A 26,478-nucleotide genomic window follows, 5' to 3' on the forward strand; every position below is an offset into this window, starting at 1 on the left:
TACAAAACAGTAATACATATGGAACACATTAAAAAGCTGGCAGCTATTCGCGAATCCATGGCGGAGCGCAGCATAGATGCCTATATTATACCTTCTGCAGATCCCCATATCAGTGAATACCTTCCCGATCGCTTCAAAGCGATTGCGTGGACTTCAGGATTTACCGGATCGGCAGGTACTTTGGTGATTACACAAGATTTTGCTGGATTATGGACCGATGCGCGCTATTTCGTGCAAGGTAGAGAGCAGCTCTTAGATACTGGTTTTGAGTTGGTAAAACTAAAAATACAGCACAAAGCAGAATATGTAGAATGGTTGTCCGAAAAATTCAGCAAAGGAAATACCGTTGCTTTCGATGGTAATCTGACTTCACTTCTTTTGGCAAAAACCATCAAAGAAAAGTTAGAACCATTGGGAATAGCGATTGATGGCGGTGTAGATTTATTAGACGCCGCTTGGGTAGACAGGCCATTGCTTCCGACCGATGCCGCTTACCTCATTCATCCGGATACGACCGGACAAGATGCGGCCAGCAAAATTGCTGCTATTCGCCTCAAGATGGAGAAACTCCATACACAGGCACATATCATCTCTTCTTTAGATGACTTGGCTTGGACATTGAATATTCGTGGTAATGATGTGCCCTGCAATCCTGTTGTGCTCGGTTTCTTGATGGTCGAATTAAAGCGTGCAACGCTATTCATCGATATTTCTAAATTATCGGCGGCCGATCAAGCAGCATTGAATGCCGCAGGTGTTAATATAAAACCATACGACAGTATACATACTGCTGTTCAACAATTGGCTGTAGAACAGATCCTGATCGACCCAAAACGGACTTGTTATGCCGTATACGAAAGCATTCCTGCATCCGTGAAGGTTTTGGAAGACACGAATCCATCTACATTTTTGAAGGCGGTGAAAAATCCTACCGAAGTAAGCTTTTCACGCGAAACCATGCTGAAAGATGGAATAGCGCTCACGCGTTTCTTCAAATGGTTGGAGGAAAATGTAGGCAATGGAAATCTGACAGAAATCAGTATATCCGACGAGCTGCGGACATTCCGTGCGGCGCAGGATGGTTTTGTGGATATCTCTTTTGATACCATTACTGGCTATTTGGAGCACGGTGCATTGCCACATTACAAAGCGACGCCTAAGAGTGATGCAACCTTAAAATCTGCTGGATTGTTATTGGTAGATTCTGGTGGCCAATACACTTCTGGTACAACCGATATCACCCGTGTTGTTTCTTTAGGAAACATCACTTCGGAAGAAAAAGAAGATTATACCATTGTATTAAAAGGTCTGATCGAAGGATCCATGGCTGTTTTCCCACAAGGCACGCGCGGCTATCAGATTGATGCGATTACGCGTCGCCCAATCTGGGAAACCTTGCGCAACTACGGACATGGTACAGGACATGGTGTGGGCTTCTTTCTGAATGTGCATGAAGGCCCACAGGTGTTAAATCCTTCAAATGTCGATATCGCTATCGAAGAAGGCATGATATCTTCGATAGAACCAGGATTATACCGCGAAGGATCGTATGGTATCCGTATCGAAAATCTGGTATTGAGCCGTGCACTATCTCATAATGAGTTTGGTGATTTCATGGATTTTGAAACGTTGACAGTTTGCTATATCACTACTGACTTGGTGAATACGGCATTGTTGGATCAAAAACACATTGACTGGCTCAACAATTACAATGATTGGACCTACAATCAGCTATCGCCGCTGCTCTCCATAGAAGAAGCAGCTTGGTTGAAAGAGAAAACAGCGAAAATTTAAAAACAAATGGCCGTAAGACGAAATCTTACGGCCATTTATTTTTTGAAATCTTTTTAATCACATTGTATTAATTAATTTCCTTTGGCTTGACCTCGAAAAACTGTTCTACAGGTTTGTGGTATACGCCTGCGAGCGTTGTTATATACACTTGACCATCAAAAGCATTGACCGATGTGATTGCCTTTCCTTCCAAACCCGTATTATCAAGCTCTTCTACTTGATATCCGTTATCCCGGAAATTAAACCGCCAAAGCTGACCATACCGATATCCAACAAGGTCATCGCCAACATGTGTAAAGTTGATCTCTCTCATGTTATCAAAAGGCAATTTTGCTTTTGTCCAGTTATTTCCACCATCGTGTGACATCATTAAATTACCGAAAGACGTGCCATACACGACACCCTGATCTTGAAAAATATTGTGAACGGGTACACCTAATACTTCTTTAAAACCTCCTTCCGAATCTATCAGATAGGTTTTCTCGAAAGAGGACACCAAAAAATGATCTTCCACTGCAAGCATGGCAACAACATTCGTTTCTAGCAAAGCATCAATCGGAATAATTTTTGTCGACTGTACTTTTAACGGACGATAAGCATCGTAATCTCCAGGATCAACGTCTACCAGAAGAAAACGTAGTAATGACACATGGCCAGGTATGACCGAAGCGCCATAAGCGATCAGCGTTTGGTTATTTTTATTATTAATAACCATCGCATCACCAGAAGCCACATGTACGCCTTTCATATCGGCAAAAAGAGGGTCAATGCTTCTAATATATATCCAATCCTTCCTAGTTGCACGAATGGGATTTTCAGTACAGAAAAAGCCTACTGCATCGCTGGACGACATATTTGATCCCACAAAATAATGCGCACCAATGGGAAACTTGCGATTCGATGGTGGAATAAAATCTAATGCATACATCTGAAAGATTGGGGCATCTTTAGCAGCGTTTGAGTCGGATTTGGCCAAATTCGCAAAACCACTTGTACCTAAAATAGAAAAGCGATCTTCGGTTGCGAAACCATTCAACTGCGTGACATCAAAAAAACTGAAACGCTCAACCGCCTTCCAGCTCAACTTTTCTTCTTGCTCCGCTATGGGCTCTGTTTCGATCATATTTTCTTTGGAGCAACCGGACAACACCGAGAATAGTAAAGCTAATATAAATAGCTTTGATAGTAAAAAAATGCGATTCATCTTTAGTTATTAATTTGATAGCAATGACACGAAAATATTTAAATTTCATAACATAGAGAAACACAACCTTAATATTCATATATTCTTAATATAGCTTTAACACTGCAAATAATGATTGACTGCATCTTATTCTAAGCTGTTCACAAGATGTTGTATGATTATGTGAAAAACTAGGGCTATTTAACATCTTCGTGTAGGTCATATCCCGATATTTGTGATATGGCATTTTTTAAATCCTTCTTATTTTTCATTTCTATTCTTTTTGTTACCAATAGCTCTGCGCAAAACCTGAGCAGCAAACTTTCCACAGCATTCAATCAATTTCGCAGCGAAGGCGGGTTGACGACACAGCAAGCCGCCTTCATTGTTACTGATTCAAAAACGGGACAGGTCGTATTTGAGCATCAAGCGAATACTGGAATGGCTACCGCTTCGACCTTAAAGGTGATTACGAGCATCACCGCATTCGAATTGCTAGGTTCCGATTATAAATACACCACAACGCTATCGTATACTGGTGCAATCGACAAGATGGGACATCTTCAAGGCGATATTATCATAAAGGGCAGCGGCGATCCTACTTTGGGCAGCGATCGCTATGAGGCGACTCAAGCACAAAACATCTTAGACAATTGGACATTTGCCATTAAGCAATTGGGTATTAAGCGTATTCGCGGTCACATCATTGGCGATGATACTATATTCGATGGCAACCAAGTGCCGACGGGTTGGCCAGCCGCAGATATTGGTAATTATTATGGAGCTGGTGTTTCTGGGCTTAATTGGAAGGAGAATAAAGCAGGTATTACCTTCTCGCCTGCGGCGGTTGGCAAACCAGCGGCCATCAAAAAACTATCGGTCGATCTGAGTTATCTGACCATTCACAATGAAGTAACTACAGGAAATGCCGGAACGGGCGACAAGGTATTTGGTTTTTCTACACCTTACGCCAATTCCATCTTGTTAAAAGGCAGCTACGGCAAAGACTTGAATAAAACCATCGAAATCTCTATTCCAGATCCGGCGTATCAGCTTGCACACGATTTGAAAGCAAATCTGGCGCAGGAAGGCGTGTTGGTGGATGGTGTTGCAGCTTCTGCTTTTAAACTTACGGATTACGAACGCTTACCCACAAAAACCATTGCGACTCATCAGTCACCCGCGTTGTCAGAGATTATCTATTGGTTCAATCATAAAAGCATTAACCTATTCGGCGAAGCCTTATTGAAAACGATCGGACGCGAGCAGAAAAATGTAAAAACAACGGCAGAAAGCGCCGATTATGTCGTAGCGTACTGGAACAAGACCTTGCGCATTCCCCATTCGGATCTAGGTATGCTGGATGGATCTGGATTATCGCCTGCAAACCGCGTGACGGCCAATTCAATGAACCGCATCATGCAATACGCTTGCAGCAGGCCTTGGTATGCAGATTTCTACAAAAGCCTGCCCACGATCAACCAAATGAAAATGAAAAGCGGCACGATCGGCGGTGTACTTGGCTACAGCGGATTTCAGACCAATAAGGCGGGCCAAGAGCTGACTTTCACCCTTTTTGTCAACAATTACAAAGGGAGCGCAGCGAGTATGCGTCAGCGCATGTTCAAATTACTGAACGTGTTAAAACAATAGTTCTTCAAGTCATGGAATAATAATAGATTTGTACCCACAAACATAAACTTATACATCAAAACAGAATTCAATGAGCAGTGCAAATAGAAAAAAGGACGCATTACGTTACCACTCTTCCGGTCGTCCGGGCAAGATCGAAGTAGTCCCTACCAAACCTCATAGTTCACAGCGAGATTTATCATTGGCCTATTCGCCAGGAGTTGCTGAGCCGTGTTTGGCAATTGCGGAGAATAGCGAAGATGCGTACAAATACACCGCAAAGGGCAATTTGGTCGCGGTAATTTCTAATGGTACTGCCGTATTGGGATTAGGTGATATCGGTGCTCAAGCCGGTAAACCAGTGATGGAAGGAAAGGGTTTGTTATTCAAGATATTTGCCGATATCGATGTGTTTGACTTAGAGTTGGACACCAAAAATGTAGATGAGTTTGTCAAAATAGTCAAAGCCTTGGAGCCGACTTTTGGAGGCATCAACTTAGAAGATATCAAAGCACCAGAATGTTTCGAGATTGAGCGCAGGCTGAAAGCAGAAATGAACATTCCGGTGATGCACGATGATCAGCATGGTACCGCCATTATTTCTGGCGCAGCCTTGATCAACTCTTGTGAACTACAGCAAAAAGATATTAGCCAAGTAAAAATCGTAGTGAATGGCGCGGGTGCTGCCGCAATTTCCTGTACGGCGATGTATATCGCTGTAGGTGCTAAAAAAGAAAACATCGTGATGCTGGATAGCAAAGGTGTTATCCGCAATGATCGTGACAACTTAGATCCTACTAAGGCAGAATGGGCAACTGATCGTGATATTTATACCTTAGCCGATGCCGTAAAAGACAGCGATGTATTTATTGGATTATCTGCGGCGGATGTATTGACACCAGAAATGCTACAATCCATGGCGGCCAAACCAATCGTGTTGGCGATGGCCAACCCGAATCCGGAGATTGACTACGAACTGGCTTGCGCTACGCGCAATGATATGATTATGGGAACTGGTCGTTCCGACTTCCCGAATCAAGTAAACAATGTATTGGGATTTCCATATATCTTCCGTGGTGCATTGGACGTGCGCGCCACAGCGATCAACGAAGAAATGAAAATCGCCGCGGTACATGCTATTGCAAAATTGGCGAAAGAGCCCGTGCCAGAAGAAGTAAACCAAGCATACAACACCAATAACCTTCGTTTTGGGGAGGAATATGTGATCCCTAAACCAACGGACCCACGCCTGATTACCGAAGTATCTGTGGCAGTTGCCAAAGCAGCAGTAGAATCCGGCGTAGCACGCAAAACGATTGATAACTGGGAAGAATACAGCATAGAATTGCGCAAGCGCCTAGGTAAAGATGATGGCATCATGCGGACGCTTTCTGCACGCGCGCAGAACAACCCGAAACGCGTGGTATTTGCCGAAGCAGATAACTACAAAACATTGCGCGCAGCGCAAATCGTACTAGAAGAAGGAATTGCTATTCCTATCTTGTTGGGCGACGAAGAGCGCATTCGTCATATCATCGAAGAATATGCTTTCGAATTGGAAGGCACTCAGATCATCGATCCTAGCAAACAAGTAAAAACAGATACGTTTAAGCAATTTGTGGATCATTTGTATACGAAACGCCAGCGTCGTGGCATTAGCCGCTTAGAGGCCGAAAAATTGATCCGTGGTAACCGCAACTATTATGCGGCTTCGATGGTCGAGTTTGGCCAAGCAGACACCTTTATTTCTGGATTGACGCGCAGTTATGCGACAACTATTCGCCCTGCATTACAAGTGATTGGTGCAAAACCAGGAAGCCGAGTAGCCGGTATGTACATGATGTTGACGAAAAAAGGACCTATTTTCTTGGCTGACACCACGGTAAACGAAGATCCATGTGCAGAAGATTTAGCGGAAATCACCATCTTGGTAAACAACGCGGTGAAAGAGCGTTTTAATATTACACCACGCATTGCGATGTTATCGTACTCCAACTTTGGCTCGACCGAGGGCCGAGTAGCCGATAAGGTACGTCAAGCGGTAAAAATATTACATGATAAAGCTCCTGAGATCATTGTGGATGGTGATTTGCAAGCTAACTTTGCGTTGAATAAAGACATGCTGAATGCAAACTTCCCGTTCAGCAAGTTGAATGGTGAAGCAGCCAATACCTTGATATTCCCGAACTTGGAATCAGGAAATATTGCTTACAAATTATTGCAAGAAGTGGGCGAAGCAGAAGCGGTCGGACCAATCTTATTAGGTATGAACAAGCCGGTACATGTCTTGCAGTTGGATAGCTCGGTGCGTGAGATTGTCAACATGGTAAAAATTGCCGTGGTAGACGCACAATCTAGAGAAAACTAATATTCTAACAAAAAGCTATGTACGAGTACCTCGACGGACAACTGGTATTAAAATCCCCTACCCACGTCATCATTGACGTGGGTGGCGTGGGTTACCATGTGCACATATCGTTAACCACGTTTAGCCAAATTAAAGAAATAGAACGCTGTAAGCTGTTCATTTCTTTTCAGGTACGCGAAGATGCGCAGACCATGTATGGCTTTGCGACAGAGAGCGAACGGCACTTATTCAATCACTTGATTTCTGTTTCTGGCATCGGGCCAAATACCGGCCGGATGATGCTTTCTTCCATTACGCCAGAGGAGATCCAACTAGCGATCGTACAAGGACAAGTTGCTGTGATCCAACGGATCAAAGGCATTGGCCCTAAAACCGCGCAACGTGTGATTTTAGAATTGCAGGACAAATTGAAGAAAGAAGGGCCAAACGCCTTGCTAATGGATCACGTTCCTACGCAATCGGCGCACGAAGAGGCCAACTCCGCATTAATCATGCTGGGATTCCCGAAACCTCAAGTAGAAAAGGTCATGCAGCAAATTTTGCAATCTACGGAAGACCATTCTGTGGAAAGCTTGATTAAAGCAGCCTTGAAAAAACTATAATTACATTCATTTACCGAGCATGTCATCGTTACTATGGCCGAAGATTTAACACGTGCAACTGGCACCAAGGAAGAACAATACCAAGCATTGATTCCACAAGTCAAGGCCTTAATCGATTACGAGTCGGATTTTGTAGCCAATATGGCGAATCTCGCTGCAGCATTAAAAGAGCAATTTGGTTTCTTCTGGGTAGGTTTTTACTTAGTAAAAGATGATCAATTGGTACTAGGTCCATTTCAAGGGCCAGTAGCTTGTACACGCATCGCACACAATCGCGGTGTTTGTGGCACGGCATGGGCGAAGGCCGAAACGATTATCGTGCCCGATGTAGATGCATTTCCAGGGCACATCGCCTGCAGCTCACTATCACGCTCAGAGATTGTACTGCCGATCATGCACGAAGGTGCTTGTATTGGTGTGTTAGATGTAGATAGTGCCGAGTTGAATAGTTTTGATGAGGTAGATGCGCAGTATTTACAAGAAATGATTACGATTTTAACAGCCGCTTCTGAAATTTAGTCTGCCGCGACTTCCCACACCTTGATCGTCTTATCATCACCTGCTGTAATGATGTGTTGATCTTGCCATAGAATGCTGTTAATCGATAGCATGTGGCTCTCATAACCCCGATCTACACTGATATTTTTGAGTAAAATCAAGGTCTTTGGATCCCATATCTTCCAGGTTTTATCGCGACTCGCCGTCGCGATTTGTGTTTGATCGGCATTGGCCACAATACCATATACGGTAAACATATGCGGCGTTATTTCGTGTTGCACCGCAAAATCAGAAGTAGATAATTGATATAATTTAGCATCTCTACCACCAGAAAGCAATTGTTCGCCCACCACACACAAACTGGTCACCGGCATCTTGTGCACTAGGACTTGTTGTACAGGTTCGTACTCCCTGCTATCATATTTATAAATAGCCCCGGTTTTGTCCCCAAAATATACGGTGGACGTAGCTGAATCTACCGCAATGGTGCGTACGGTATCCTTTGATACGCGGAATCGATACAAAAGCTTAAAATAGATCGTATCGTAGACGTAAGCTACTCCTTCCTCTCCGATGGCGATCAGTTCTGACTTCTCACGTAGCGACTGCAGCGCAAACACAGCGCCGGATTCTGTTTTCATTTTAGTCACGAGCTTCTGCTCCAAATAATTCACTATCAGGATCTCACCAGAGCGCAAGCCAATCGCCAACAAGTCGGTATTGGGAATCCGATGAAGCGCATACACGGAATGCGACACCGCACAAAGAATCCGTCGGAACTGCATCGTCTGCAAATCCCATTCCACCACGCCCTTATCGTTACCACCTGAAAACAAGGTGTGATGATCACCCGTTGCTAACGTAAAAATAGGATTTTGATGACCGCGTAGCGTATAAAGTAAAGAGACGTCTGGCATAGAAACAAAGATACAGCTTCGTGATGGAGAAAAACAATTTCAAGCGCTTAGCTGTAGTATTCTTGACCGTACTGCGATAATACGTGTCCGATTTACTAAAGCTCCAACGTTATGAAAAAGGTTTCATTAGTTATTATCATTGGTTTTAGCATACTAGCTGTGGTCGCTCTGTACTTCTACCTCACAGAGCAGATTGGCATAAAAGCCTTTTTGTTCAATATGCTAATATGTGCTATAGGAATAGTGGCGCAAGTATTCACCCTGCGCCGAAGAAAAAATAATATTATGCATTAGTAAGATCTACTTGTGGCGAGAAGCCAAGTTAGCAGCAATTTCTTGCAGCCCCAAGCCCTTTTCTTTCAGCAGTAAAATCAGGTGGAATACCAGATCCGATGATTCATTGACAAAGTCATGTTCGGTTTCCGCTAAAGCCGCAATAACCGTTTCTACCGCTTCTTCCCCGACTTTCTGTGCAATCTTATTCAATCCTTTTTGACGAAGACTATTTACATACGATCCTTCTGTCGGGATATCGATACGTTGCTGAATCACGCGTTCCAGTTCGAAAAGGAAATTTTGATTATGATCGGTATTGAAACAGCTTCGGCTTCCGGTATGGCAAGTCGGACCCAAAGGTAGCGCTTTGATTAAGATCGTATCCTGATCGCAATCTACATGCAAGTGTTGTACCTCGAGATAATGCCCACTTTCTTCGCCCTTAGTCCACAGACGTTGCTTACTACGTGAATAAAAGGTGACGCGGCGCTCTTTTTGCGTTTTCTCCCAAGCCTCCGAATTCATATAACCCAACATCAATACTTCCAAAGTTTGTACATCCTGCACAATCACAGGAACTAAACCATCTCCTTTTGAAAAATCTACCTTTTGCATAACCCTATATATCCCTTCGATTTTTTATCATCTTACCACGATGTGGTTTTTTCTTAATGTGTCTTTTAAGTCTGGAATCAGTATTTCGCCATAGTGAAATACTGATGCTGCCAGAGCAGCATCTACACCACTTTGCTGGAATACATCCACAAAATGTTGTTCATTTCCGGCGCCTCCAGAGGCGATCAACGGTATCTTGATCGTAGAATTGATCTTGGACAGCAAAGATAGGTCGAATCCGCTTTTGGTACCATCGTGATCCATGGAGGTGAGCAAAATCTCACCAGCTCCCCGACTTTCTGCTTCTTTGATCCACGCTTCGGTGACGAAATCCGTCTGTTCGCGGCCACCACGCAGGTGCACCAAGTTTTTTGTGTCTACAAGACGCGTATCTACCGCTACGACCACAAATTGGCTTCCAAATGATCTAGCTAGTTCGTCAATCAAGGTCGGATTACGTACTGCAGCAGAATTGATAGAGATCTTATCCGCGCCAGCCGCCAACAAGGCGTCAGCATCCTTTAATTCATTGATTCCACCACCAATCGTAAATGGAATATTGACCTGCCGAGCCACCGACTTCACCAAATCGATCATCGTTTTGCGGCCTTCGTGTGTGGCGGTAATATCCAGAAACACCAATTCATCTGCTCCCTGCTGTGAATATTGCCAAGCTAACTCAACTGGATCGCCAGCATCGCGTAGGTCTACAAAGTTGACCCCTTTTACGGTACGCCCATCCTTTACATCCAGACAGGGAATGATGCGCTTTGCTAACATACTAGAATTTGATCAACGCTTTTAAGTTCCAGTCTTTGATATCATCGATCGAAATGTGGTTTTCGTAAATCGCTTTTCCGACCACTACCGACTCGATATGTTGCAAATCTTGTAGCGCTTGTATATCTTCCATCGAGCTAATACCGCCCGATGCGATCAATTTGATGATTGGAGAGTGATCCAATAGTTTTTTGTACAATTCGACACCAGCTCCACCCAATTTGCCATCTTTGCTAATGTCTGTACACAAGAAACGGTAAAAACCTAGTGAAAGACATTTATCAATGTATTCAATGAGTTTGATAGGAGAGCTTTCCAACCAACCCGAGTACTTAATCACCTCGTCGAGTACGTCAATAGCTACTACTACGTGATCCGCATATTTCACACGTCCTTCGTTGAGTGCACTCAGTTCTTCTAAGAAAGAAGGATTCGTAATCGCTTGTGTACCGACAATCACGCGGTAAACGCCTGCATCTACCAGCTCTTTCACTTTCTCGATACTGCGTACGCCACCACCGTATTGTACCTTCATATCCGTTTTTTTCAATACTTCAAAAAGATACTGCTGATTAGAGAAATCACCCTTTGCACCATTTAGGTCAATGATATGCACGATCTCTGTACCATTCGCATGGTAATTGGCAATTTGCTCTTCTAAAGAGATCTCGTAATGGGTGACATCATCGTAGTTTCCTTCGCGTAGGCGAACTACTTTTTTGTCTAAAACGTCAATAGCTGGTATAATATACATGGTAGAATCAATCAAGAAAAAAAATCAGTTTACTGTTCAAAAATAGTGAATAATCGGTAACGATGTACGCATGATCCTTTATGATCATGTGCACATCCGTATTAAGTTTGTTTAAAGCCTTGCAAAATTCAGGAGCAATTGCTCTCCTGCTGGACCGGATTTCTCCGGATGAAATTGCACGCCGTAAAAATTGTTTTTATGGATACTTGCTGCGTAATCGACGCCGTAATTGGTCGAAGTAGCCGTATATTTTTCTTGGAATTCTATAAAAAAAGAATGCACAAAATAGAAGTACGTGTTATCCACTATGTCATCAAACAGACGGCAATCGCGACGGATTTGTGTGGTATTCCACCCCATATGCGGTACTTTTTCAGCAATACGCTGTTGAAAATGCAGCGTTCGCATCGGGAATACGCCCAGCATGTCAGCATTGCCTTCTTCTGAAAAACTCGTGAGCAATTGCATGCCCACACAAATGCCTAGCACGGGCTTGGTGAGCGTAGAAATGGCTTCTGCCAATCCCGAATCGCGGAGCTTCTGCATCGCAGCACCTGCGTGACCCACACCGGGGATAATAATCCGCTCGTATTTATCAAAATCAGCTGGTTCGTTAATCATGCCATACGGCAGATTGCAGCGTACCAATGCGGCTGTTAATGAAAATATATTCCCTGCTCCGTAGTTTACAATTCCAATCATGTGGTCTGGTAAGTATTTTTCTGCATCACGACTTACAATAAGCCTTTGGTACTTGGCAATTGCATATTTTCTGCATCGCGTCGTACGGCTTTCTTAATCGACTTGGCAAAGGCTTTAAAGATAGCTTCGATCTTGTGATGCTCATTATCGCCTTCAGCCTTGATATTCAAATTGGTACGGGCAGCGTCGCTGAATGATTTAAAGAAGTGGAAAAACATCTCCGTCGGCATATCACCAATCTTCTCACGTTTGAATTCTGCATCCCATACAATCCAACTGCGGCCTCCAAAATCAAGCGCCACTTGCGCTAAGCAATCATCCATCGGCAAAGTAAATGCATAACGTTCAATACCGCGCTTATCGCCCAATACTTTCGCAAAAATCTCGCCTAAAGCAATCCCTGTATCTTCAATGGTATGATGTTCGTCGATATGCAGATCACCTTTGGCGCGAATCGTAAGATCCAAAGCGCCGTGGCGCGCGATCTGATCGAGCATGTGATCAAAAAATGGTAATCCGGTATCTATATCCGATTTGCCGCTGCCATCCAGATTGATCGTGATGGATATATCAGTCTCATTCGTTTTCCGCTGATGCGAAGCCGTGCGCGTGCCTAATTTTAGAAATTCATAGATTTCCTTCCAATCGGTGGTTTGCAGCGCCACCGTATCGGTCGATATTTCCACGTTCTCTGCCAGACCAAGAGCTGTATTGCCCCCAAGCCAGATAGCTTTAGCATCGAGATTTTGCGCCAGCTTCACATCATTTACCCGATCACCGATCACAAATGATTCGGTAAGGTTATAGTTTTCTGTGTCGAAATATTCACCCAACAAACCAATACCTGGTTTGCGCGTAGCGGCATTTTCGTGGGGAAATGTACGATCGATATGTTCTCTAGCAAATTCCACTCCTTCACCTGCAAAAGTCTCCATGATGAACTGATGCACTGGCCAGAAGTTGTCTTCCGGATGCGAATCCGTCCCCAATCCGTCCTGGTTGGTCACTAAGACCAATTCAAAATCTAATTCTTTGGCAATCTTGGGCAAATAGTGCAATGCGCCTGGATAAAATTTCAACTTCGCAAACGAATCAATTTGTTCGTCTTCGGGTTCGAGTATCAAGGTGCCATCACGGTCGATAAATAAGACGCGCTTCAATAAATCTGACATATCGTATTAACTATAGAATTCTTTAATTTGAGCAAGCAACGTTTGGTTTTCTGTTGGCGTACCAACGGTCATTCGCAAAGCGCCTTCACACAAGGTCACCGTAGAACGATCACGTACGATGATGCCGTTGCTCACCAAGTGATGGTACAGCGGTCTCGCCTCTTGCAAACGCACCAATACAAAATTGGCATCAGATGGTGTGATGTGCTCCACTTGTGGGATTCGCTGCAATTGTTCTACCAATAAAGCCCGCTCATCCACTGTTTCCCGAATCCATTCGTTGACCGTATCAATACGTTCCAAGGCTTCGATGGCATAAGTTTGCGTAGCTTGGTTAATATTGTATGGTGGTTTGATTTTGTTAAAAATCTGAATGATTTCTGTACTGGCGAAGGCCATTCCTAAGCGCAATGCCGCCAATCCCCACGCTTTAGACAAGGTTTGTAAAACCACTAAATTGGGAAATTCGGCCAGATTCGGAAGAAACGAACTTTGCTTCGAATAATTGATGTAGGCCTCGTCTAGTACCACGACCCCGTCAAAATTGACTAGAATAGTTTCAATATCCTGACGGTGAATGCTATTGCCTGTCGGGTTGTTGGGCGAGCAAATAAAAATTATTTTGGTATGCTCATCTACCGCTGCCGCAATGGTATCAATATCCAATTGATAATCAGCAGTCAGCGTTACTTTTCGCACCGCAACATCATTGATGTTAGCGGATACTTCGTACATGCCATACGTAGGTGGCAGCAAAATAACATTATCTATTCCCGGTCTGCAAAATGCTCTAAACAAGAGGTCAATTGCTTCATCGGAACCATTGCCCAAAAATATGCGATCGGTGCTTATGCCTTTTATAGCTGACAATTTCTGCTTTACCGCTAATTGTAATGGATCAGGATAACGATTGAAAGACTGGCTTAACGGCGAGCCATAAGCATTTTCATTGGCATCCAACATCACAGAAGCTTCGCCATCAAATTCATCTCTGGCAGAAGAGTAGGGCTGTAGATTTTTTATGTTTTCCCTTAAAAGAAAGTCTAAATTAAATGACATTACTAACTAAATGGTGGAAAAATTATGATTTTGTAAATATGAGCAAAATATCACGAATAACATGAACTATTTTGGTAGAATGGATGCGGAGTTACTCGACTTCGTACCACTTTCCTTCTACGGAAAGATCCGTATGTGGGAATGCGGAACGGGCTTCATCTAACAGCAGGTTCAGCTCTTTGGTTTTATAGCGCGCCGAATAATGCCCTAAAAGCAAATGACCAACCTCCGCTTCTTTGGCAATCTCCCCTGCTTCCAACGATGTCGTATGAAAGGTTTCTACAGCACGATCCTTCATTTCATGTAGAAAAGTGGATTCATGATACAAGAGATTTGCCTGCTGTATCGATGGCAAATAATCGGGAATGCGCACGGTATCTGAGCAGTACGCATAGCTTCTAGGTATGGGCGCTGGCGTAGTGAGTTCGCTCGAAGGATGTACCGTCCCATCTTTATCCGTGAAATCCAAACCCCATTTTATGCCATTAATCAAGGCAGCAGGAATATCCAATTTCGCGACCTTTTCAACATCTAATTTGGCGGGGCGCTCTCCTTCCTGAAACCGAAAGCCAGTACAAGCAATCCGATGGCGTAAAGGGAATGTCTCTACGCGCAGTAATTTGGACTCATAGAGCACTTCGTTTTCGTTGGGATTCGTGGGATGAAAAATCAGATTATACCGAAGCTCTGTCTCCGAATATTTGAAGTTCAAGGCTAATATTTCTTCCAATGGAGGCGGCCCGTATAAGTGCAAGTCGGTTTTCCGCCCCATCAAATGCATGGACGAAACTAAACCTACCAAACCAAGGTAATGATCTCCGTGCAGGTGACTGATAAAGATATGGTTGATTCGGTTACTTTTAATTCCATAGCGCGTGAGTTGCATCTGCGTACCTTCACCGCAGTCGATTAGAAACAACTGTTCGTTGTGATTAACGACCTGAGAAGTCGGATGCCGCTCGTACATGGGCGTAGCCGAACTATTGCCTAATATAAGGACAGAGAAGCGCATATTACTGATCGCCCCTCAGCTCTAAACGGATCTCATTACCGAAGATCATGTCTTTGGCTCTTTCGATATCTTTGGCTACCTTGAAATAGGATTCCAAGCCGATCGTTTTCATAAATCCCAACACATTTTCATGTACATTGACTAGGATAAACAGGCCGCCCATGCCTTTGCACAAGCGTCTTGCGAGCAGACCAACACGGATTCCATCTTCATCTACGGATTCTACGCGATTAAGATCCAAGATAATATTTCGTTGTCCGCCGGTATTTCTTAGCATAAATTCGCCTTTCAGTTTACCTGCCACTTCGCCATTCAAACAGTTCGCATGCGGCTCAATTACCACAAAACGCTCTCCTTTTTCCACCGTGAATTTCATACTTAACCTTCTTTTGTGGCAATGATCTGCGTCAAAGCCTGATCTACATTTGTTTGTATACGCTCGTTTACGGCTCCCGCTTCTGGATAAACGAATTGTTCGCCTGTGATATGCTCGTACAATTCGATATAACGTGCAGATATCGACGAAATCACCTCTTCAGTCATCTCAGGCACTTGCTGGCCATCTTTTCCTTGAAATCCGTTATCCATCAACCATTGTCGCACAAACTCTTTGGAAAGTTGCTTTTGAGCACTTCCATCAGCTTGACGTTCTGCATAGCCATCTGCATAAAAATAACGAGAAGAATCTGGCGTATGAATCTCGTCGATCAAATAGATCTGACCGTCTTTTTTGCCAAACTCATATTTTGTATCAACTAGAATCAAGCCGCGCTCGTGCGCCATCTCTGTACCTCTTTGAAACAGTGCTCTGGTATATTTTTCCAATTGAACGTAATCCTCTTCGCTCACAATACCTTTGGCCAAAATATCTTCTCTAGAGATATCCTCATCGTGCCCTACAGCTGCTTTTGTCGTAGGCGTAATGATTGGCTCGGGCAATTTATCGTTCTCTTGCAGACCTTCTGGCAAGGTCACGCCACACAATAATCTACCTCCATCACGGTACGTACGCCAAGCATGACCGGCAAGATAACCACGAATGACCATTTCTACTTTAAATGGTTCACAAGCATGACCAATAGTAACGCTAGGATCCGGCGTGCTTAATACCCAGTTGGGCAAAATATCGGCAGTGGCCGCCAAAAACTTAGCAGCAATCTGATTTAACACTTGTCCTTTATGCGGAATAGGCTTCGGTAGCACCACATCGAATGCAGAAATACGATCCGAAGCAATCATCACCAAATAGTGGTAATCTACGGTATATACATCACGTACCTTGCCTCTGTAAAAAGCAGTTTGTTTATTGAATTTAAAGTTCGTTTCGTTTATTGCGTTCATTCTCAAAGCAGTTTTTTGACTTGATCCCACGCCCGGAGACGATGGAGGGACTAAAGTACGAAGTTTTCAGCAAAGAGTGGCGCGTTACGATGGTTTGATATCGCCGTAAGCTTCTAAGATCCGCTTCACCAACTTATGTCGCACCACGTCTGAGCCATTGAGGTGTACAATATCAATACCTTCAATATTATCCAACAAGTTGATCGCAGTGGCCAATCCCGATTGCGATTTCTTTGGCAAATCGATCTGCGTCAAATCGCCCGTCACGATAAACTTAGCGGTAGGTCCCATCCGTGTCAAAAACATTTTGAGTTGCATATCGGTTGCATTCTGCGCCTCATCCAAGATCACAAAACAGTTATCCAAAGTACGGCCACGCATAAAAGCCAGCGGTGCTATTTCGATGGTTCTATTTTCCAGATAATCTTTGAGCCTCTCTGCAGGAATCATATCATCCAACGCGTCATAAAGCGGTCTTAGATACGGATCTACCTTTTCCTTTAAATCGCCAGGCAGGAAACCCAGATTTTCACCCGCTTCTACTGCAGGTCGCGTCAGGATGATGCGTTTGATTTCTTTATTGCGCAAAGCACGCACGGCAAGCGCCACGGCTGTATAAGTTTTTCCCGTTCCGGCAGGACCAACAGCAAATAGGATATCATTTTTATGAATGCTGTCGACCATTTTCCGTTGATTGGGCGTACGAGCACGTACGATAACCCCGTTGGTACCATATACAATGGGTTCGCCTCGCGATAAGGCCGGATCTGCAATAGCGGCTGCTTCTTTCGAAGCATTGCTCAAAATAGGTGCGGGCACCACATCACTGACGATGCTTTCCAGATCTAGCGCCGACAAGTTTTGCAAGCGTTGTACGTGAAGCATGACTTTTTCAAAGGTTTGACTGAAAAGCAACTGCTCCTTTTCCTCTCCCAACACCTTCAGCTCGTCGCCTCTGGCAATCAACCGTATTTTAGGAAACACTTTTTTTAAAAATTCGTAGTTCTCGTTTTGGGCACCCCAAAGCGTTACAAGATTGACTTCTTCCAGCCGAATAACTAATTCACTCAATTTTACTTTCCTTTAAGGTAAAAACTTACGTATACTCCTGTGTACTAAAATAACATTCTTCCATCTACTTATTGCTATATTACTCTTTTATTTTTTTAAACAAACTGTGTGCAAAGTTTTACTACTGTGTACTGTGCATGGCCGTAGATTTTATTACTTTTGTAGCTTAGTCAATTCTGACTAAGAATGGATGTATTGCGATCTACCGAATCAAAAATAGAACTGGATAGAACGCTTTCAGAAAGTGAATATGGGCGTAATTACTTTAACGACAGATTTAGGACATCGGGATTTCTATCAGGCAGCGCTGAAGGGAAGCATCATTACCCTGTTGCCTGATGTGCGGTTAGTAGACATTACGCACGAAATCCCCTCGTTCAACATCCAGCACGCTGCTTTTGTCATCAACAATGCATACCGTTATTTCCCACCAGATACGGTGCATCTGATTGGTATAGATACGGTCTTTTTGGAAGGATCTCGCTACATCGCCATGAAGTTTCGAGGCCACTATTTTGTGGGCGCGGATAATGGTATTTTTGGAATTATCTTGGGCGAAGAACAGGCCGATGAGGTGGTAGAGATCAACATCATGCAAGATCTCCGCTATTTGCATTTCCCCTTAGCCGACATCCTTACGAAAGCGGCTTGCCATATTGCCAGCGGTGGATCGCTCCAAGAGATTGGCTTGCACATCGACAATCCAGTGCTCAAGGGCACGCTACAACCCGTGTATACGGCCGATACAATCAAAGGCCATGTGAGCTATATTGATTCGTTCGGGAATGTCATCAGCAATATTAGTAAAGACCTATTTAACCGGGTGCAGGCTGGCAGGGGATTTACCTTGCGCTTTAAGCGCAACGAAACAATCAGTCAATTGTGCTGGCATTACAATGAGGTCTCCGAGGGAGAAAAGCTTTGTCTTTTTGGTATCAGTAATTTTTTAGAAATTGCCATCAATAAAGGTAATGCGAGCAACTTACTTGGTTTGCACCAAGATGAAAGTATCTTGGTTGATTTCACCAATTAAACATTAGCTCAATCAGACCCTTCTCTAATTGTTTTTTGGCATGGCTACAATAAATAAAATCCGAATGTTTAGAATCATGATACTCAGCACTTGCCTGCTTTGGATCGGACCGTCGATCAGCATGGCACAGATCAAAAGCAGTGTGGATTCTTTATCTTATGAAACGCAGCGCACGAAGGTGAATAGCCTGCTGGAACATCGGAAGCAGAAGTTTGGAGAGTTTGACCAATCGGTGCTCAAAAAATCGGGCGTGTTTGGCCTCTTTAAATCCAAGCGCGATATGCAACAATCCATCGACATCTTGAAGGCAGTGGTGATCAATGACAATCATATCTTTCTAGAAACACAAAAACTCCTGAACTTGAAGGATTTTGAGAAAGATCACTATCAAAAACTGGCGGATGAGTACGACATAAGATCGTCTGCCTACATGCGTACCATTACCAAACTACAGACCGAAAACGACAAATTACGAACCCAAGTAAGCAGCCTCGACGAAGAAGAGCACCAAAGCAATGTATGGCTTTATCTATTCAGCATAGTTACGCTGGGGCTTATAAGTTACATCATTTACCTGCGAAAACGTATTTCCACTGTCAAAAAGTGACGGAACTCTGATAGGCGAAATATGATTAATGGCTAAATTTGTGGGTTCTCAAAAAATCGAGGACAGTGGATTGACATGGCGAGACAACGATTGAATAGTGGCAACAATAACGGAGAAGATTTACCTAAGCCAAAATTAAATTTAGAAGTAATGAAGAAAGGGTACCAAATATTCAGGTACATCCTTCCTTACCGTTCGAAATTTATTTGGGGAATGTTTTTCTTGATCCTCTCTAGTTTGACCATGTTGACCTTCCCTGCTTTGCTCGGCGCCATGATCGATGCCGCGCAAGGAAAACAAAAATACGATTGGCTCCCTGCTAGTATTGTACAAATTGGACTGATCTCGATGTTCATCTTATTCTTTCAATCAGTCATTTCTTTTTTTCGTATCCGCCTTTTCGTGGAAGTATCCGAGAAGGCCTTGTATACTATTCGCCAAGAAGTATATCATAAATTGATCGCATTGCCGATGGATTTCTTTGCCAATCGCCGCGTGGGCGAGTTGAATAGTCGCATCTCATCTGATCTTTCGCAAATTCAGGATACGATGACCACCACACTGGCGGAGTTACTGCGCCAAACAATCAGCTTGGCATTTGGGGTAGCGCTGTTGGTTTTTGTATCGGTGAAATTGGCATTAATGAACTTGGCTATATTACCGATCATCGTGTTGACAGGCTTCGTATTTGGAAAATTCATCCGCAAAATATCCAAAGAAACGCAGGACAAGTTGGCCGACTCAAATGCCATCGTTCAGGAAACACTTTCGGGTATTTCCAATGTAAAGGCATTTGTGAACGAATACCGTGAAACCACTCGTTATGCAGATAAGCTATGCGAAGTAGTTAGCTTGGCGGTGCGCGGCGCGACTTTTCGTGGTGTTTTTGCTTCTTTCATTATTTTCTGTGTATTTGGTGCCGCAATCGTAGTCATTTGGTATGGCGCCACGCTTGTTTCGCAAGGCGACATCACCGTCGGTGATCTGACGACATACATCTTATATTCTATGTTTGTTGCGGGCTCGATGGGTAGCTTTCCAGAGCTGTATGCTAATGTACAACGGGCCATCGGTGCCAGTGAGCGCGTATTGGAAATATTAACCGAAAAACAGGAAAAATTAGACATCTCTGCCGAGAATAGAATAATTAAGAAAGTAATTCGTGGCGATGTCACATTCAACAATGTTGAATTCTCCTATCCTACGCGACCGGATATTCAAACGCTGAAAGGCGTTTCATTTCATGTGAGTGCAGGGCAGAAGCTTGCTATTGTCGGGCCAAGCGGCACTGGAAAGTCGACCATTGCTTCGCTGATATTGCAGTTTTACGAACCGAAAAGCGGCACGGTGCTATATGATGGTGTGCCAGCGGAAGATTTTTCGCTAACAGACATTCGTAATCAGGTAGCGATTGTACCACAAGATGTACTGCTCTTTGGCGGTACGATTGCCGAGAATATCGGCTACGGAAAACTGGAAGCTGGTGTCGATGACATCACCAACGCAGCCAAAAGAGCCAATGCGCACGACTTCATCATGAGCTTCCCAGAAGGATATCAAACGATGGTGGGCGAACGCGGAGTCAAATTATCGGGCGGCCAACGCCAACGAATTGCCATCGCTCGTGCGCTATTGAAAGATCCTGCAATCTTGATTCTGGATGAAGCCACTTCATCGTTGGATTCAGAATCCGAGCGATTGGTACAGCTTGCGTTAGAAGAATTGATGCGTGATCGTACTTCGATTATTATCGCACATCGCTTATCCACTATTCGCGATGCAGATACCATTCTAGTGATCGAAAATGGCGCTGTTTCTGATTCAGGCAACCATCAAGAACTGATGTCCAGATGCCATGGACTGTACCATCACTTATACTCGTTGCAATCACTTGATATTGTGACTGGTTAAAATTTGTTAATTTCACTTTCAGGCAAACCTTTTGGAATAAGCCTTGTTTGAAAATTAGAAACAAACAACAGATTATTATATTTTTAAAAGGTAGAAAGCATGAAAAATAAGAACGGATTAGTAGCCTTTGCACTTTTAGGCTTAGCAGTAGGTACTGCGGCATATTATCTATTGGGTACAGAAGATGGCAAAAAGCAGTTAGATAACGCAAACAAAGGATTGAAGGATCTAACTCGCTCGGTAAAAGATTTATCTAAAAAAGAAGCGAAGCGCGCTCGTGAATTTGCACAATCAGCAAAAGAAGATTTAGATGAATTGAGAAGTAAAGCAAAAGATGCAGGCAAAACTGCCATCGATAGAGCAGCGGTAAAAGCGAATGAGTGGGCAGACAAAGCTTCTCAAGCAGCTGGAAACGTAAAAGATGTGTCTGGTGAATATGCTTCTAAAGCAAAGTCAGAATTAGACAAAGCGTAACATTTTACATCTCAAAATGACCTCTCCATTGTAATCCTTACTATCTTTGCATAGTATGAGTTTCTTGGAGCAGGTAAAAGTTTTGGTAATAAAAGATATTATGCTGGAGTGGCGCTCTAAAGCCGCTATAAACAGTATTTTATTGTACGTCGTATCCACAGTATTTGTATGCTATCAAGCATTCAAATCTGTGGATACGCTTGTTTGGAATGCCTTATTCTGGATCATTTTGCTCTTTGCCTCTATTACGGCGATATCCCGTGGCTTCACCCAAGAAACACAACATCGGTATCTCTATTACTATAGTTTGGTAAACCCTAAAGCACTTGTTTTTTCTAAAATTGTGTACAATGCCATCCTCATGACGGTTATTGCTGGAACAGCATTCGTTGTATATGGTACGATTTTCAAAAACCCTATTGAAGATCTTTCCCTCTATTTTACCGCAGTAGCTTTAGGCGCGATCAGTTTTTCTTCCGTCTTTACCATGGTATCAGGTATTAGTGCCAAAACAGGCAGCAATAGCACCATCATGGCCATCTTGAGTTTTCCGGTGATTATCCCACTTTTGATTGTGCTTATCAAACTTTCGCTGTTTGCTATTCAGGGTGTAGAACGTGCCGCTAGTGCGAATGAATTGCTCGTTTTGATTGCAATTAATGTAATTACGATTGCTATATCTTTATTGTTATTTCCTTACCTTTGGCGGGATTAAAGTCTTGTTTTCTTAAAACGATATGAGAAAAACCTGGTGGAAAATATTAGCCCTAATAATGGTCGGCGGCTCAGTCGTAGCAGGATTATTAGGTCCAGTACCCGAACTCCCCATACTAAACGAAACGATCCGAAATGTGTATTACCACGTACCGATGTGGTTTGCCATGATCTTTTTGTATCTGATCTCTGTGATTTACAGTGTGAAATACCTTGGTTCGTCAGACAAAAAGCACGATCTTATCGCGGTGGAAGCCGTGAATACAGGCATTTTATTTTGTGGTCTTGGTCTGCTTACTGGCATGCTTTGGGGGTATATAACTTGGGGAGATCCTTGGCCAAATGACCCCAAGCTAAACGGTTCTGCTATTGCTACGTTAATGTATCTTGCGTATTTGGTATTGAGAAATGCCTTGGAAGAAGAACAAAAGCGTGCTAAAATATCTGCGATATACAACATATTTGCCTTTCCGGTGATGATCGTATTGATCTATATCTTACCGAAGCTAACGGATTCTTTGCACCCCGGCAGTGGTGGCAATTCTACCATTGGTAGCTTGGATATGGATAATTATATGCGTCCGGTTTTCTATACCGCAGCCGTCGGCTGGATCTTAATTGGTGTGTGGATTGGCACCATGCGTTACAGAATCCGCTTGATCGAGGAACAGGAAGACACTATTGACAATTCAGCTGCTTAGCCACCATGAAAAAACAAATTATACTTATACTAGGAATGATATTCGCGATCATGCAAGCCATGGCGCAACCTGTAGAAATGGCGACCACACTACGCTCTGAAGGAAAGATTTACATCGTCATAGCGGTGATGTTGATTATCTTTATTGGCGTAGCCACTTATCTTTTCACTTTGGATCGCCGAGTCTCCAAACTAGAGAAAAGAAAGTAAGTCTTCTCGCCCATGATTATAAGCCAACACCGTAATTTATCCGCGCTTAATATCTTATTGGTAGCGATAGTTGGATTAGTGCTATGTTTGGGCTTATTCCTACAATTACCCGACAAATTGGAGCCGATTCTATTCGAACCGGCGTTGCATAATCTGATCGGATTTCAAATCGGCGATCGCCTTTCGCCTTACCTCAACGTGTTAATCACGTTGACATTAACCCTCTTTCAAGCTTTTCAGCTCAATCGAGTCATTAATTATTATAACTTTCTAGGCAAACCGAGCTTTTTGACAGCGTTGATGTTTATGACATTGGTGAGCTTATTTCTGCCTTTTTTAGTCTTATCACCTACCCTGATCTGCAATTTTTTGACGATTTGGATGCTTTCCAAACTGTTTAAGATTTATAAGCTAAGCAATATCCAAGGGCGGATGTTTGATTTAGGGATCATCGTTGCGCTAGGTAGTTTAATCTACTTCCCATTTACGATTATGCTGCTGCTTTTATGGGCAAGCTTACTCATATTCCGACCGTTTGACTGGCGAGAGTGGATCACACCTTTGCTCGGATTTATCACGATTTATTTCCTACTGGGTGTTGTATATTATTGGAACTACCGTTTTGACGAGTTTCTGCTGATCTTTTCTCCATTCACGACACCATTTAGCGCCACTATTCACGTAGATTATTACGACCTTATTGCGCTCGCACCTGTTGTGATTGCGATGTTGCTTTTTCTAGTTGTACTGAAAGATCAATATTTTAAAAGCGTGGTACACGTACGCAAATCGTTCAAATTGCTGTTCTACATGTTGCTATTAATAGCCGCCTCTTTTTACTTAGATGCCGGCATTACGATTAACCATTTTTTGCTGTGCGTACCGCCACTTTCGATCTACTTGGCCTATTATTTTACGCACGCTAAAAATAAATGGATTTTTGAAGCAGTGTATCTCCTAATGATCACAAGCATCATTTGCTCTCAATTCTTGTAAACCACTGAACCCAAGTTGTTTAACCTTTTTTAACAAGATAATCAGGCGAATACGTTAAAATTTAAATAGTTTTGTACCAAAATTTCACCTGAAAATGTTCCAAATCGGGGTGGATACCGAGAACACTTAATATAACACGCGTTGAAAAATAGATTAATAAGGGTTGCTTTTTCCATTTTGCTGTCTGGTGGCGCATTATGCCTCATGCCAACAGCTGTTCATGCACAGACGACCACTTCTCACTCTCCTTATTCCCAATTTGGTTTGGGGCAAATGAGAGAAGATTTAACCCCTCAACAACGCTCGATGGGTGGCATTGCTGCCGGATTACGTTATCTTGGAGGAATGCCAACATTAAACGTTTCAAACCCAGCTTCTTATTCTGCCATGAATAGAACCATCTTTGATGGTAGTATGTATGGTAACTTCACACAATTAAGCAAAGGATCAGGATCTGATAATACGGGAGATTTTGCTTTTGGACATATCACCTTTGGTATACCTCTGAAAAAAGCGGGCGGTCTATCTTTCGGTTTATTACCGTTTTCTGATGTTGGTTATAACGCATACGAAGATCAAAATCTTGGTGATTTGCGCTATCGCAAAAGCATCGCTGGTGAAGGTGGTCTAAACAAAGCATACGTCGGGTACGGTGTCAACTTGCCCATTAAAGGATTGAGTATTGGTGCTAATGCAGGTTATCTGTTTGGTAACCTTACTGATAAAGCGACGGTGGAATTCCCAAATAACGCAGAAATATACAATACGATCCAAACGAACAACCGATACGTGCGCGGAATAATGCTCGATTATGGTATGCAGTACTTTCGTTCACTTGGCAATCGTATGAGCATGACTATTGGTTACTCAGGAACACTGAACAACCAAGTAAGAAATGAAACTACTTCTATGGGTACAATCACCGCAGGCGGTGGCAGTGCACTGGATGCGATTGCGCTGGACACGATTATTAGTCCAGTAAGTTTTGGACAACGTATTAACCTACCTCTGAAACACAACATCGGTATTACTGTATCGAAAGGGTATAACTGGACGGTAGGTGCTGATTTTAAATATGCAGATTGGTCTAACACGCAACAACCAGCAGGCCAAGCACCATTGGGCAAAAATATTGGTGTAGCACTTGGTGGACAATTTAAGCCGGATCCAACCTCTCCAAAATACCTGAACATTGTGGATTATAGATTGGGTTTCCGTTACAATCAAACAGAAATAACACTGAATAATAGACGAATCAATGATATGGCCGTTTCTGCTGGTTTTGGTATTCCCTTGGCACAGAAAAGCTTTGGCCGTACATTCTCGATGTTGAACATCACGGGAGAATTCGGACAACGTGGTACACTGCAAAACAATTTGGTGCGAGAACGCTATATCAACATTCACTTGGGCTTCACGATCAATGATACGTGGTTCGTCCGAGGTAGCATAGACTAACATGATGCGGCCACACAAATGGCGTAATTGGTTATTCCTAACGGGATCGGTACTCGGACTGCTCTGCTTTAGTGCCTGTGAGAATGATATGCGTGATATTGATCGCATCGCTTCTATACCAGAAGAAGAAGCGGTGGATATCTCGCTCAATGTGACCGTTACCTATAGCGATTCCGCAAAGGTTAAGGCGGTAATGACCGCCCCCGAAATGCGCGTTTCTCATGATAGTACAGACAACTCCGAATTCCAAAAAGGTGTAGAAATCGTTTTTTATGATGAAGATCTGAAAGAAACGCAACGCATCACGTCTAATTATGCTTTGCTAAGGCAAAGTGAACAGCTCACCGAATTTCGCGACAATGTGGTGATCACCAAATCGGATGGATCGGTCATCAAAACGGAAGAGCTTTTCTACGACGAAAAAAATCAACGCTATTACAATACTGTTCCCATTATTTTCTTTTTTAGTGATGAACGAGGCAATCAAGCGGCCACCTCGTTTAGTGCTGATGCCAACTTTGTGCGGATAGATATGCAGTCTCCCACCGGCTATTGGATTACGCGAGACAACAACCTATTTCCTACAAGCGGTTTCTAAA

The 26,478-nt window shown here is 43.2% G+C and carries 27 protein-coding genes; 15 read left to right on the forward strand and 12 right to left on the reverse strand.

What is annotated here, in order from left to right:
- The first annotated feature begins 18 nt into the window (after positions 1–18).
- On the forward strand, positions 19–1,794 hold the full coding sequence (locus tag AC3IRT_RS16040; protein WP_489394214.1) for an aminopeptidase P family protein: 1,776 nt from the start codon (positions 19–21) through the stop codon (positions 1,792–1,794).
- A 67-nt stretch (positions 1,795–1,861) separates the two neighbouring features.
- Here AC3IRT_RS16040 and AC3IRT_RS16045 read toward each other — a convergent pair whose 3' ends face one another.
- Positions 1,862–2,998, reverse strand: coding sequence for a beta propeller repeat protein (locus AC3IRT_RS16045; RefSeq protein WP_489394215.1), 1,137 nt, complete (start codon positions 2,996–2,998; stop codon positions 1,862–1,864).
- A 219-nt stretch (positions 2,999–3,217) separates the two neighbouring features.
- Here AC3IRT_RS16045 and dacB point away from each other — a divergent pair, with 219 nt between their 5' ends.
- From dacB to AC3IRT_RS16065, 4 genes are all read left to right on the forward strand, one after another.
- Complete coding sequence (gene dacB / locus AC3IRT_RS16050; protein WP_489394216.1) at positions 3,218–4,630, forward strand: D-alanyl-D-alanine carboxypeptidase/D-alanyl-D-alanine endopeptidase; 1,413 nt, start codon at positions 3,218–3,220, stop codon at positions 4,628–4,630.
- Between the two features lie 70 nt (positions 4,631–4,700).
- Positions 4,701–6,977, forward strand: a complete 2,277-nt coding sequence (locus AC3IRT_RS16055; protein ID WP_489394217.1) for an NADP-dependent malic enzyme — start codon at positions 4,701–4,703, stop codon at positions 6,975–6,977.
- 17 nt (positions 6,978–6,994) lie between these two features.
- Entirely contained in the window at positions 6,995–7,579 is a 585-nt protein-coding gene (gene ruvA, locus AC3IRT_RS16060; protein WP_489394218.1) for a Holliday junction branch migration protein RuvA, read from the forward strand.
- Between the two features lie 33 nt (positions 7,580–7,612).
- Positions 7,613–8,098 carry a GAF domain-containing protein gene (locus AC3IRT_RS16065; protein ID WP_489394219.1) on the forward strand — a complete coding sequence of 162 codons (486 nt, stop codon included), beginning with the start codon at positions 7,613–7,615 and terminating at the stop codon, positions 8,096–8,098.
- Here the strand turns inward: AC3IRT_RS16065 and AC3IRT_RS16070 are convergent.
- The 11 genes from AC3IRT_RS16070 to AC3IRT_RS16120 all read right to left on the reverse strand — a co-directional run bounded on the left by AC3IRT_RS16070 (position 8,095) and on the right by AC3IRT_RS16120 (position 17,776).
- Positions 8,095–8,994 (reverse strand): WD40 repeat domain-containing protein, encoded by a 900-nt coding sequence (locus AC3IRT_RS16070; protein WP_489394220.1) that lies wholly within the window; start codon positions 8,992–8,994, stop codon positions 8,095–8,097. The two genes, AC3IRT_RS16065 and AC3IRT_RS16070, sit on opposite strands and share 4 nt — an antisense overlap.
- 300 nt (positions 8,995–9,294) lie before the next feature.
- Positions 9,295–9,885 (reverse strand): bifunctional phosphoribosyl-AMP cyclohydrolase/phosphoribosyl-ATP diphosphatase HisIE, encoded by a 591-nt coding sequence (hisIE, locus tag AC3IRT_RS16075; RefSeq protein ID WP_489394221.1) that lies wholly within the window; start codon positions 9,883–9,885, stop codon positions 9,295–9,297.
- A 27-nt stretch (positions 9,886–9,912) separates the two neighbouring features.
- Complete coding sequence (gene hisF, locus AC3IRT_RS16080) at positions 9,913–10,665, reverse strand: imidazole glycerol phosphate synthase subunit HisF (protein WP_489394222.1); 753 nt, start codon at positions 10,663–10,665, stop codon at positions 9,913–9,915.
- Between the two features lies 1 nt (position 10,666).
- The gene (locus AC3IRT_RS16085) at positions 10,667–11,419 is read right to left on the reverse strand and encodes a 1-(5-phosphoribosyl)-5-[(5-phosphoribosylamino)methylideneamino]imidazole-4-carboxamide isomerase (RefSeq protein WP_489394223.1); all 753 of its coding nucleotides are present in this window, start codon (positions 11,417–11,419) and stop codon (positions 10,667–10,669) included.
- A 111-nt stretch (positions 11,420–11,530) separates the two neighbouring features.
- A complete protein-coding gene (gene hisH / locus AC3IRT_RS16090) occupies positions 11,531–12,121 on the reverse strand; it encodes an imidazole glycerol phosphate synthase subunit HisH (protein ID WP_489394224.1) in 591 nt (196 codons plus the stop codon).
- A 32-nt stretch (positions 12,122–12,153) separates the two neighbouring features.
- Complete coding sequence (gene hisB / locus AC3IRT_RS16095; protein ID WP_489394225.1) at positions 12,154–13,293, reverse strand: bifunctional histidinol-phosphatase/imidazoleglycerol-phosphate dehydratase HisB; 1,140 nt, start codon at positions 13,291–13,293, stop codon at positions 12,154–12,156.
- Positions 13,294–13,299: 6 nt separating this feature from the next.
- The gene (gene hisC / locus AC3IRT_RS16100) at positions 13,300–14,352 is read right to left on the reverse strand and encodes a histidinol-phosphate transaminase (RefSeq protein ID WP_489394226.1); all 1,053 of its coding nucleotides are present in this window, start codon (positions 14,350–14,352) and stop codon (positions 13,300–13,302) included.
- 91 nt (positions 14,353–14,443) lie between these two features.
- A complete protein-coding gene (locus AC3IRT_RS16105) occupies positions 14,444–15,364 on the reverse strand; it encodes a ribonuclease Z (RefSeq protein WP_489394227.1) in 921 nt (306 codons plus the stop codon).
- 1 nt (position 15,365) lies between these two features.
- The gene (locus AC3IRT_RS16110) at positions 15,366–15,740 is read right to left on the reverse strand and encodes an STAS domain-containing protein (RefSeq protein WP_489394228.1); all 375 of its coding nucleotides are present in this window, start codon (positions 15,738–15,740) and stop codon (positions 15,366–15,368) included.
- A gap of 2 nt (positions 15,741–15,742) precedes the next feature.
- Positions 15,743–16,705 carry a phosphoribosylaminoimidazolesuccinocarboxamide synthase gene (locus tag AC3IRT_RS16115; RefSeq protein WP_489394229.1) on the reverse strand — a complete coding sequence of 321 codons (963 nt, stop codon included), beginning with the start codon at positions 16,703–16,705 and terminating at the stop codon, positions 15,743–15,745.
- Positions 16,706–16,789: 84 nt separating this feature from the next.
- The gene (locus tag AC3IRT_RS16120; protein ID WP_489394230.1) at positions 16,790–17,776 is read right to left on the reverse strand and encodes a PhoH family protein; all 987 of its coding nucleotides are present in this window, start codon (positions 17,774–17,776) and stop codon (positions 16,790–16,792) included.
- Positions 17,777–18,026: 250 nt separating this feature from the next.
- On the opposite strand from AC3IRT_RS16120, the gene AC3IRT_RS16125 reads away from it, so the two are divergent.
- From AC3IRT_RS16125 to lptC, 10 genes are all read left to right on the forward strand, one after another.
- Entirely contained in the window at positions 18,027–18,809 is a 783-nt protein-coding gene (locus AC3IRT_RS16125; RefSeq protein WP_489394231.1) for an SAM hydrolase/SAM-dependent halogenase family protein, read from the forward strand.
- A 64-nt stretch (positions 18,810–18,873) separates the two neighbouring features.
- Entirely contained in the window at positions 18,874–19,416 is a 543-nt protein-coding gene (locus AC3IRT_RS16130; RefSeq protein ID WP_489394232.1) for a hypothetical protein, read from the forward strand.
- A gap of 75 nt (positions 19,417–19,491) precedes the next feature.
- Positions 19,492–21,327 (forward strand): ABC transporter ATP-binding protein, encoded by a 1,836-nt coding sequence (locus AC3IRT_RS16135; RefSeq protein ID WP_489394233.1) that lies wholly within the window; start codon positions 19,492–19,494, stop codon positions 21,325–21,327.
- A 99-nt stretch (positions 21,328–21,426) separates the two neighbouring features.
- Entirely contained in the window at positions 21,427–21,801 is a 375-nt protein-coding gene (locus AC3IRT_RS16140) for a hypothetical protein (protein WP_489394234.1), read from the forward strand.
- A gap of 55 nt (positions 21,802–21,856) precedes the next feature.
- Positions 21,857–22,516: a heme exporter protein CcmB gene (locus tag AC3IRT_RS16145; protein WP_489394235.1), complete on the forward strand. Its 660-nt coding sequence runs from the start codon at positions 21,857–21,859 to the stop codon at positions 22,514–22,516.
- Between the two features lie 22 nt (positions 22,517–22,538).
- A complete protein-coding gene (gene ccsA, locus AC3IRT_RS16150; protein ID WP_489394236.1) occupies positions 22,539–23,216 on the forward strand; it encodes a cytochrome c biogenesis protein CcsA in 678 nt (225 codons plus the stop codon).
- A 5-nt stretch (positions 23,217–23,221) separates the two neighbouring features.
- On the forward strand, positions 23,222–23,425 hold the full coding sequence (locus tag AC3IRT_RS16155) for a CcmD family protein (protein WP_489394237.1): 204 nt from the start codon (positions 23,222–23,224) through the stop codon (positions 23,423–23,425).
- Between the two features lie 12 nt (positions 23,426–23,437).
- Complete coding sequence (locus AC3IRT_RS16160; protein WP_489394238.1) at positions 23,438–24,421, forward strand: DUF6427 family protein; 984 nt, start codon at positions 23,438–23,440, stop codon at positions 24,419–24,421.
- 141 nt (positions 24,422–24,562) lie between these two features.
- Positions 24,563–25,879, forward strand: a complete 1,317-nt coding sequence (gene bamG, locus AC3IRT_RS16165) for a BamG family beta-barrel-assembly machinery protein (RefSeq protein WP_489394239.1) — start codon at positions 24,563–24,565, stop codon at positions 25,877–25,879.
- A gap of 1 nt (position 25,880) precedes the next feature.
- Positions 25,881–26,477 carry an LPS export ABC transporter periplasmic protein LptC gene (gene lptC, locus AC3IRT_RS16170; RefSeq protein WP_489394240.1) on the forward strand — a complete coding sequence of 199 codons (597 nt, stop codon included), beginning with the start codon at positions 25,881–25,883 and terminating at the stop codon, positions 26,475–26,477.
- Position 26,478: the final 1 nt, after the last annotated feature.

This window comes from Sphingobacterium sp. KH_072, from assembly GCF_057837975.1.

Coding starts and splice junctions, on each gene's coding strand:
- AC3IRT_RS16040 (WP_489394214.1), top strand. CDS start 19: ATGGAACACATTAAAAAGCTGGCAGCTATTCGCGAATCCATGGCGGAG.
- AC3IRT_RS16045 (WP_489394215.1), bottom strand. CDS start 2,998: ATGAATCGCATTTTTTTACTATCAAAGCTATTTATATTAGCTTTACTA.
- dacB (WP_489394216.1), top strand. CDS start 3,218: ATGGCATTTTTTAAATCCTTCTTATTTTTCATTTCTATTCTTTTTGTT.
- AC3IRT_RS16055 (WP_489394217.1), top strand. CDS start 4,701: ATGAGCAGTGCAAATAGAAAAAAGGACGCATTACGTTACCACTCTTCC.
- ruvA (WP_489394218.1), top strand. CDS start 6,995: ATGTACGAGTACCTCGACGGACAACTGGTATTAAAATCCCCTACCCAC.
- AC3IRT_RS16065 (WP_489394219.1), top strand. CDS start 7,613: ATGGCCGAAGATTTAACACGTGCAACTGGCACCAAGGAAGAACAATAC.
- AC3IRT_RS16070 (WP_489394220.1), bottom strand. CDS start 8,994: ATGCCAGACGTCTCTTTACTTTATACGCTACGCGGTCATCAAAATCCT.
- hisIE (WP_489394221.1), bottom strand. CDS start 9,885: ATGCAAAAGGTAGATTTTTCAAAAGGAGATGGTTTAGTTCCTGTGATT.
- hisF (WP_489394222.1), bottom strand. CDS start 10,665: ATGTTAGCAAAGCGCATCATTCCCTGTCTGGATGTAAAGGATGGGCGT.
- AC3IRT_RS16085 (WP_489394223.1), bottom strand. CDS start 11,419: ATGTATATTATACCAGCTATTGACGTTTTAGACAAAAAAGTAGTTCGC.
- hisH (WP_489394224.1), bottom strand. CDS start 12,121: ATGATTGGAATTGTAAACTACGGAGCAGGGAATATATTTTCATTAACA.
- hisB (WP_489394225.1), bottom strand. CDS start 13,293: ATGTCAGATTTATTGAAGCGCGTCTTATTTATCGACCGTGATGGCACC.
- hisC (WP_489394226.1), bottom strand. CDS start 14,352: ATGTCATTTAATTTAGACTTTCTTTTAAGGGAAAACATAAAAAATCTA.
- AC3IRT_RS16105 (WP_489394227.1), bottom strand. CDS start 15,364: ATGCGCTTCTCTGTCCTTATATTAGGCAATAGTTCGGCTACGCCCATG.
- AC3IRT_RS16110 (WP_489394228.1), bottom strand. CDS start 15,740: ATGAAATTCACGGTGGAAAAAGGAGAGCGTTTTGTGGTAATTGAGCCG.
- AC3IRT_RS16115 (WP_489394229.1), bottom strand. CDS start 16,705: ATGAACGCAATAAACGAAACGAACTTTAAATTCAATAAACAAACTGCT.
- AC3IRT_RS16125 (WP_489394231.1), top strand. CDS start 18,027: ATGGGCGTAATTACTTTAACGACAGATTTAGGACATCGGGATTTCTAT.
- AC3IRT_RS16130 (WP_489394232.1), top strand. CDS start 18,874: ATGTTTAGAATCATGATACTCAGCACTTGCCTGCTTTGGATCGGACCG.
- AC3IRT_RS16135 (WP_489394233.1), top strand. CDS start 19,492: ATGGCGAGACAACGATTGAATAGTGGCAACAATAACGGAGAAGATTTA.
- AC3IRT_RS16140 (WP_489394234.1), top strand. CDS start 21,427: ATGAAAAATAAGAACGGATTAGTAGCCTTTGCACTTTTAGGCTTAGCA.
- AC3IRT_RS16145 (WP_489394235.1), top strand. CDS start 21,857: ATGAGTTTCTTGGAGCAGGTAAAAGTTTTGGTAATAAAAGATATTATG.
- ccsA (WP_489394236.1), top strand. CDS start 22,539: ATGAGAAAAACCTGGTGGAAAATATTAGCCCTAATAATGGTCGGCGGC.
- AC3IRT_RS16155 (WP_489394237.1), top strand. CDS start 23,222: ATGAAAAAACAAATTATACTTATACTAGGAATGATATTCGCGATCATG.
- AC3IRT_RS16160 (WP_489394238.1), top strand. CDS start 23,438: ATGATTATAAGCCAACACCGTAATTTATCCGCGCTTAATATCTTATTG.
- lptC (WP_489394240.1), top strand. CDS start 25,881: ATGATGCGGCCACACAAATGGCGTAATTGGTTATTCCTAACGGGATCG.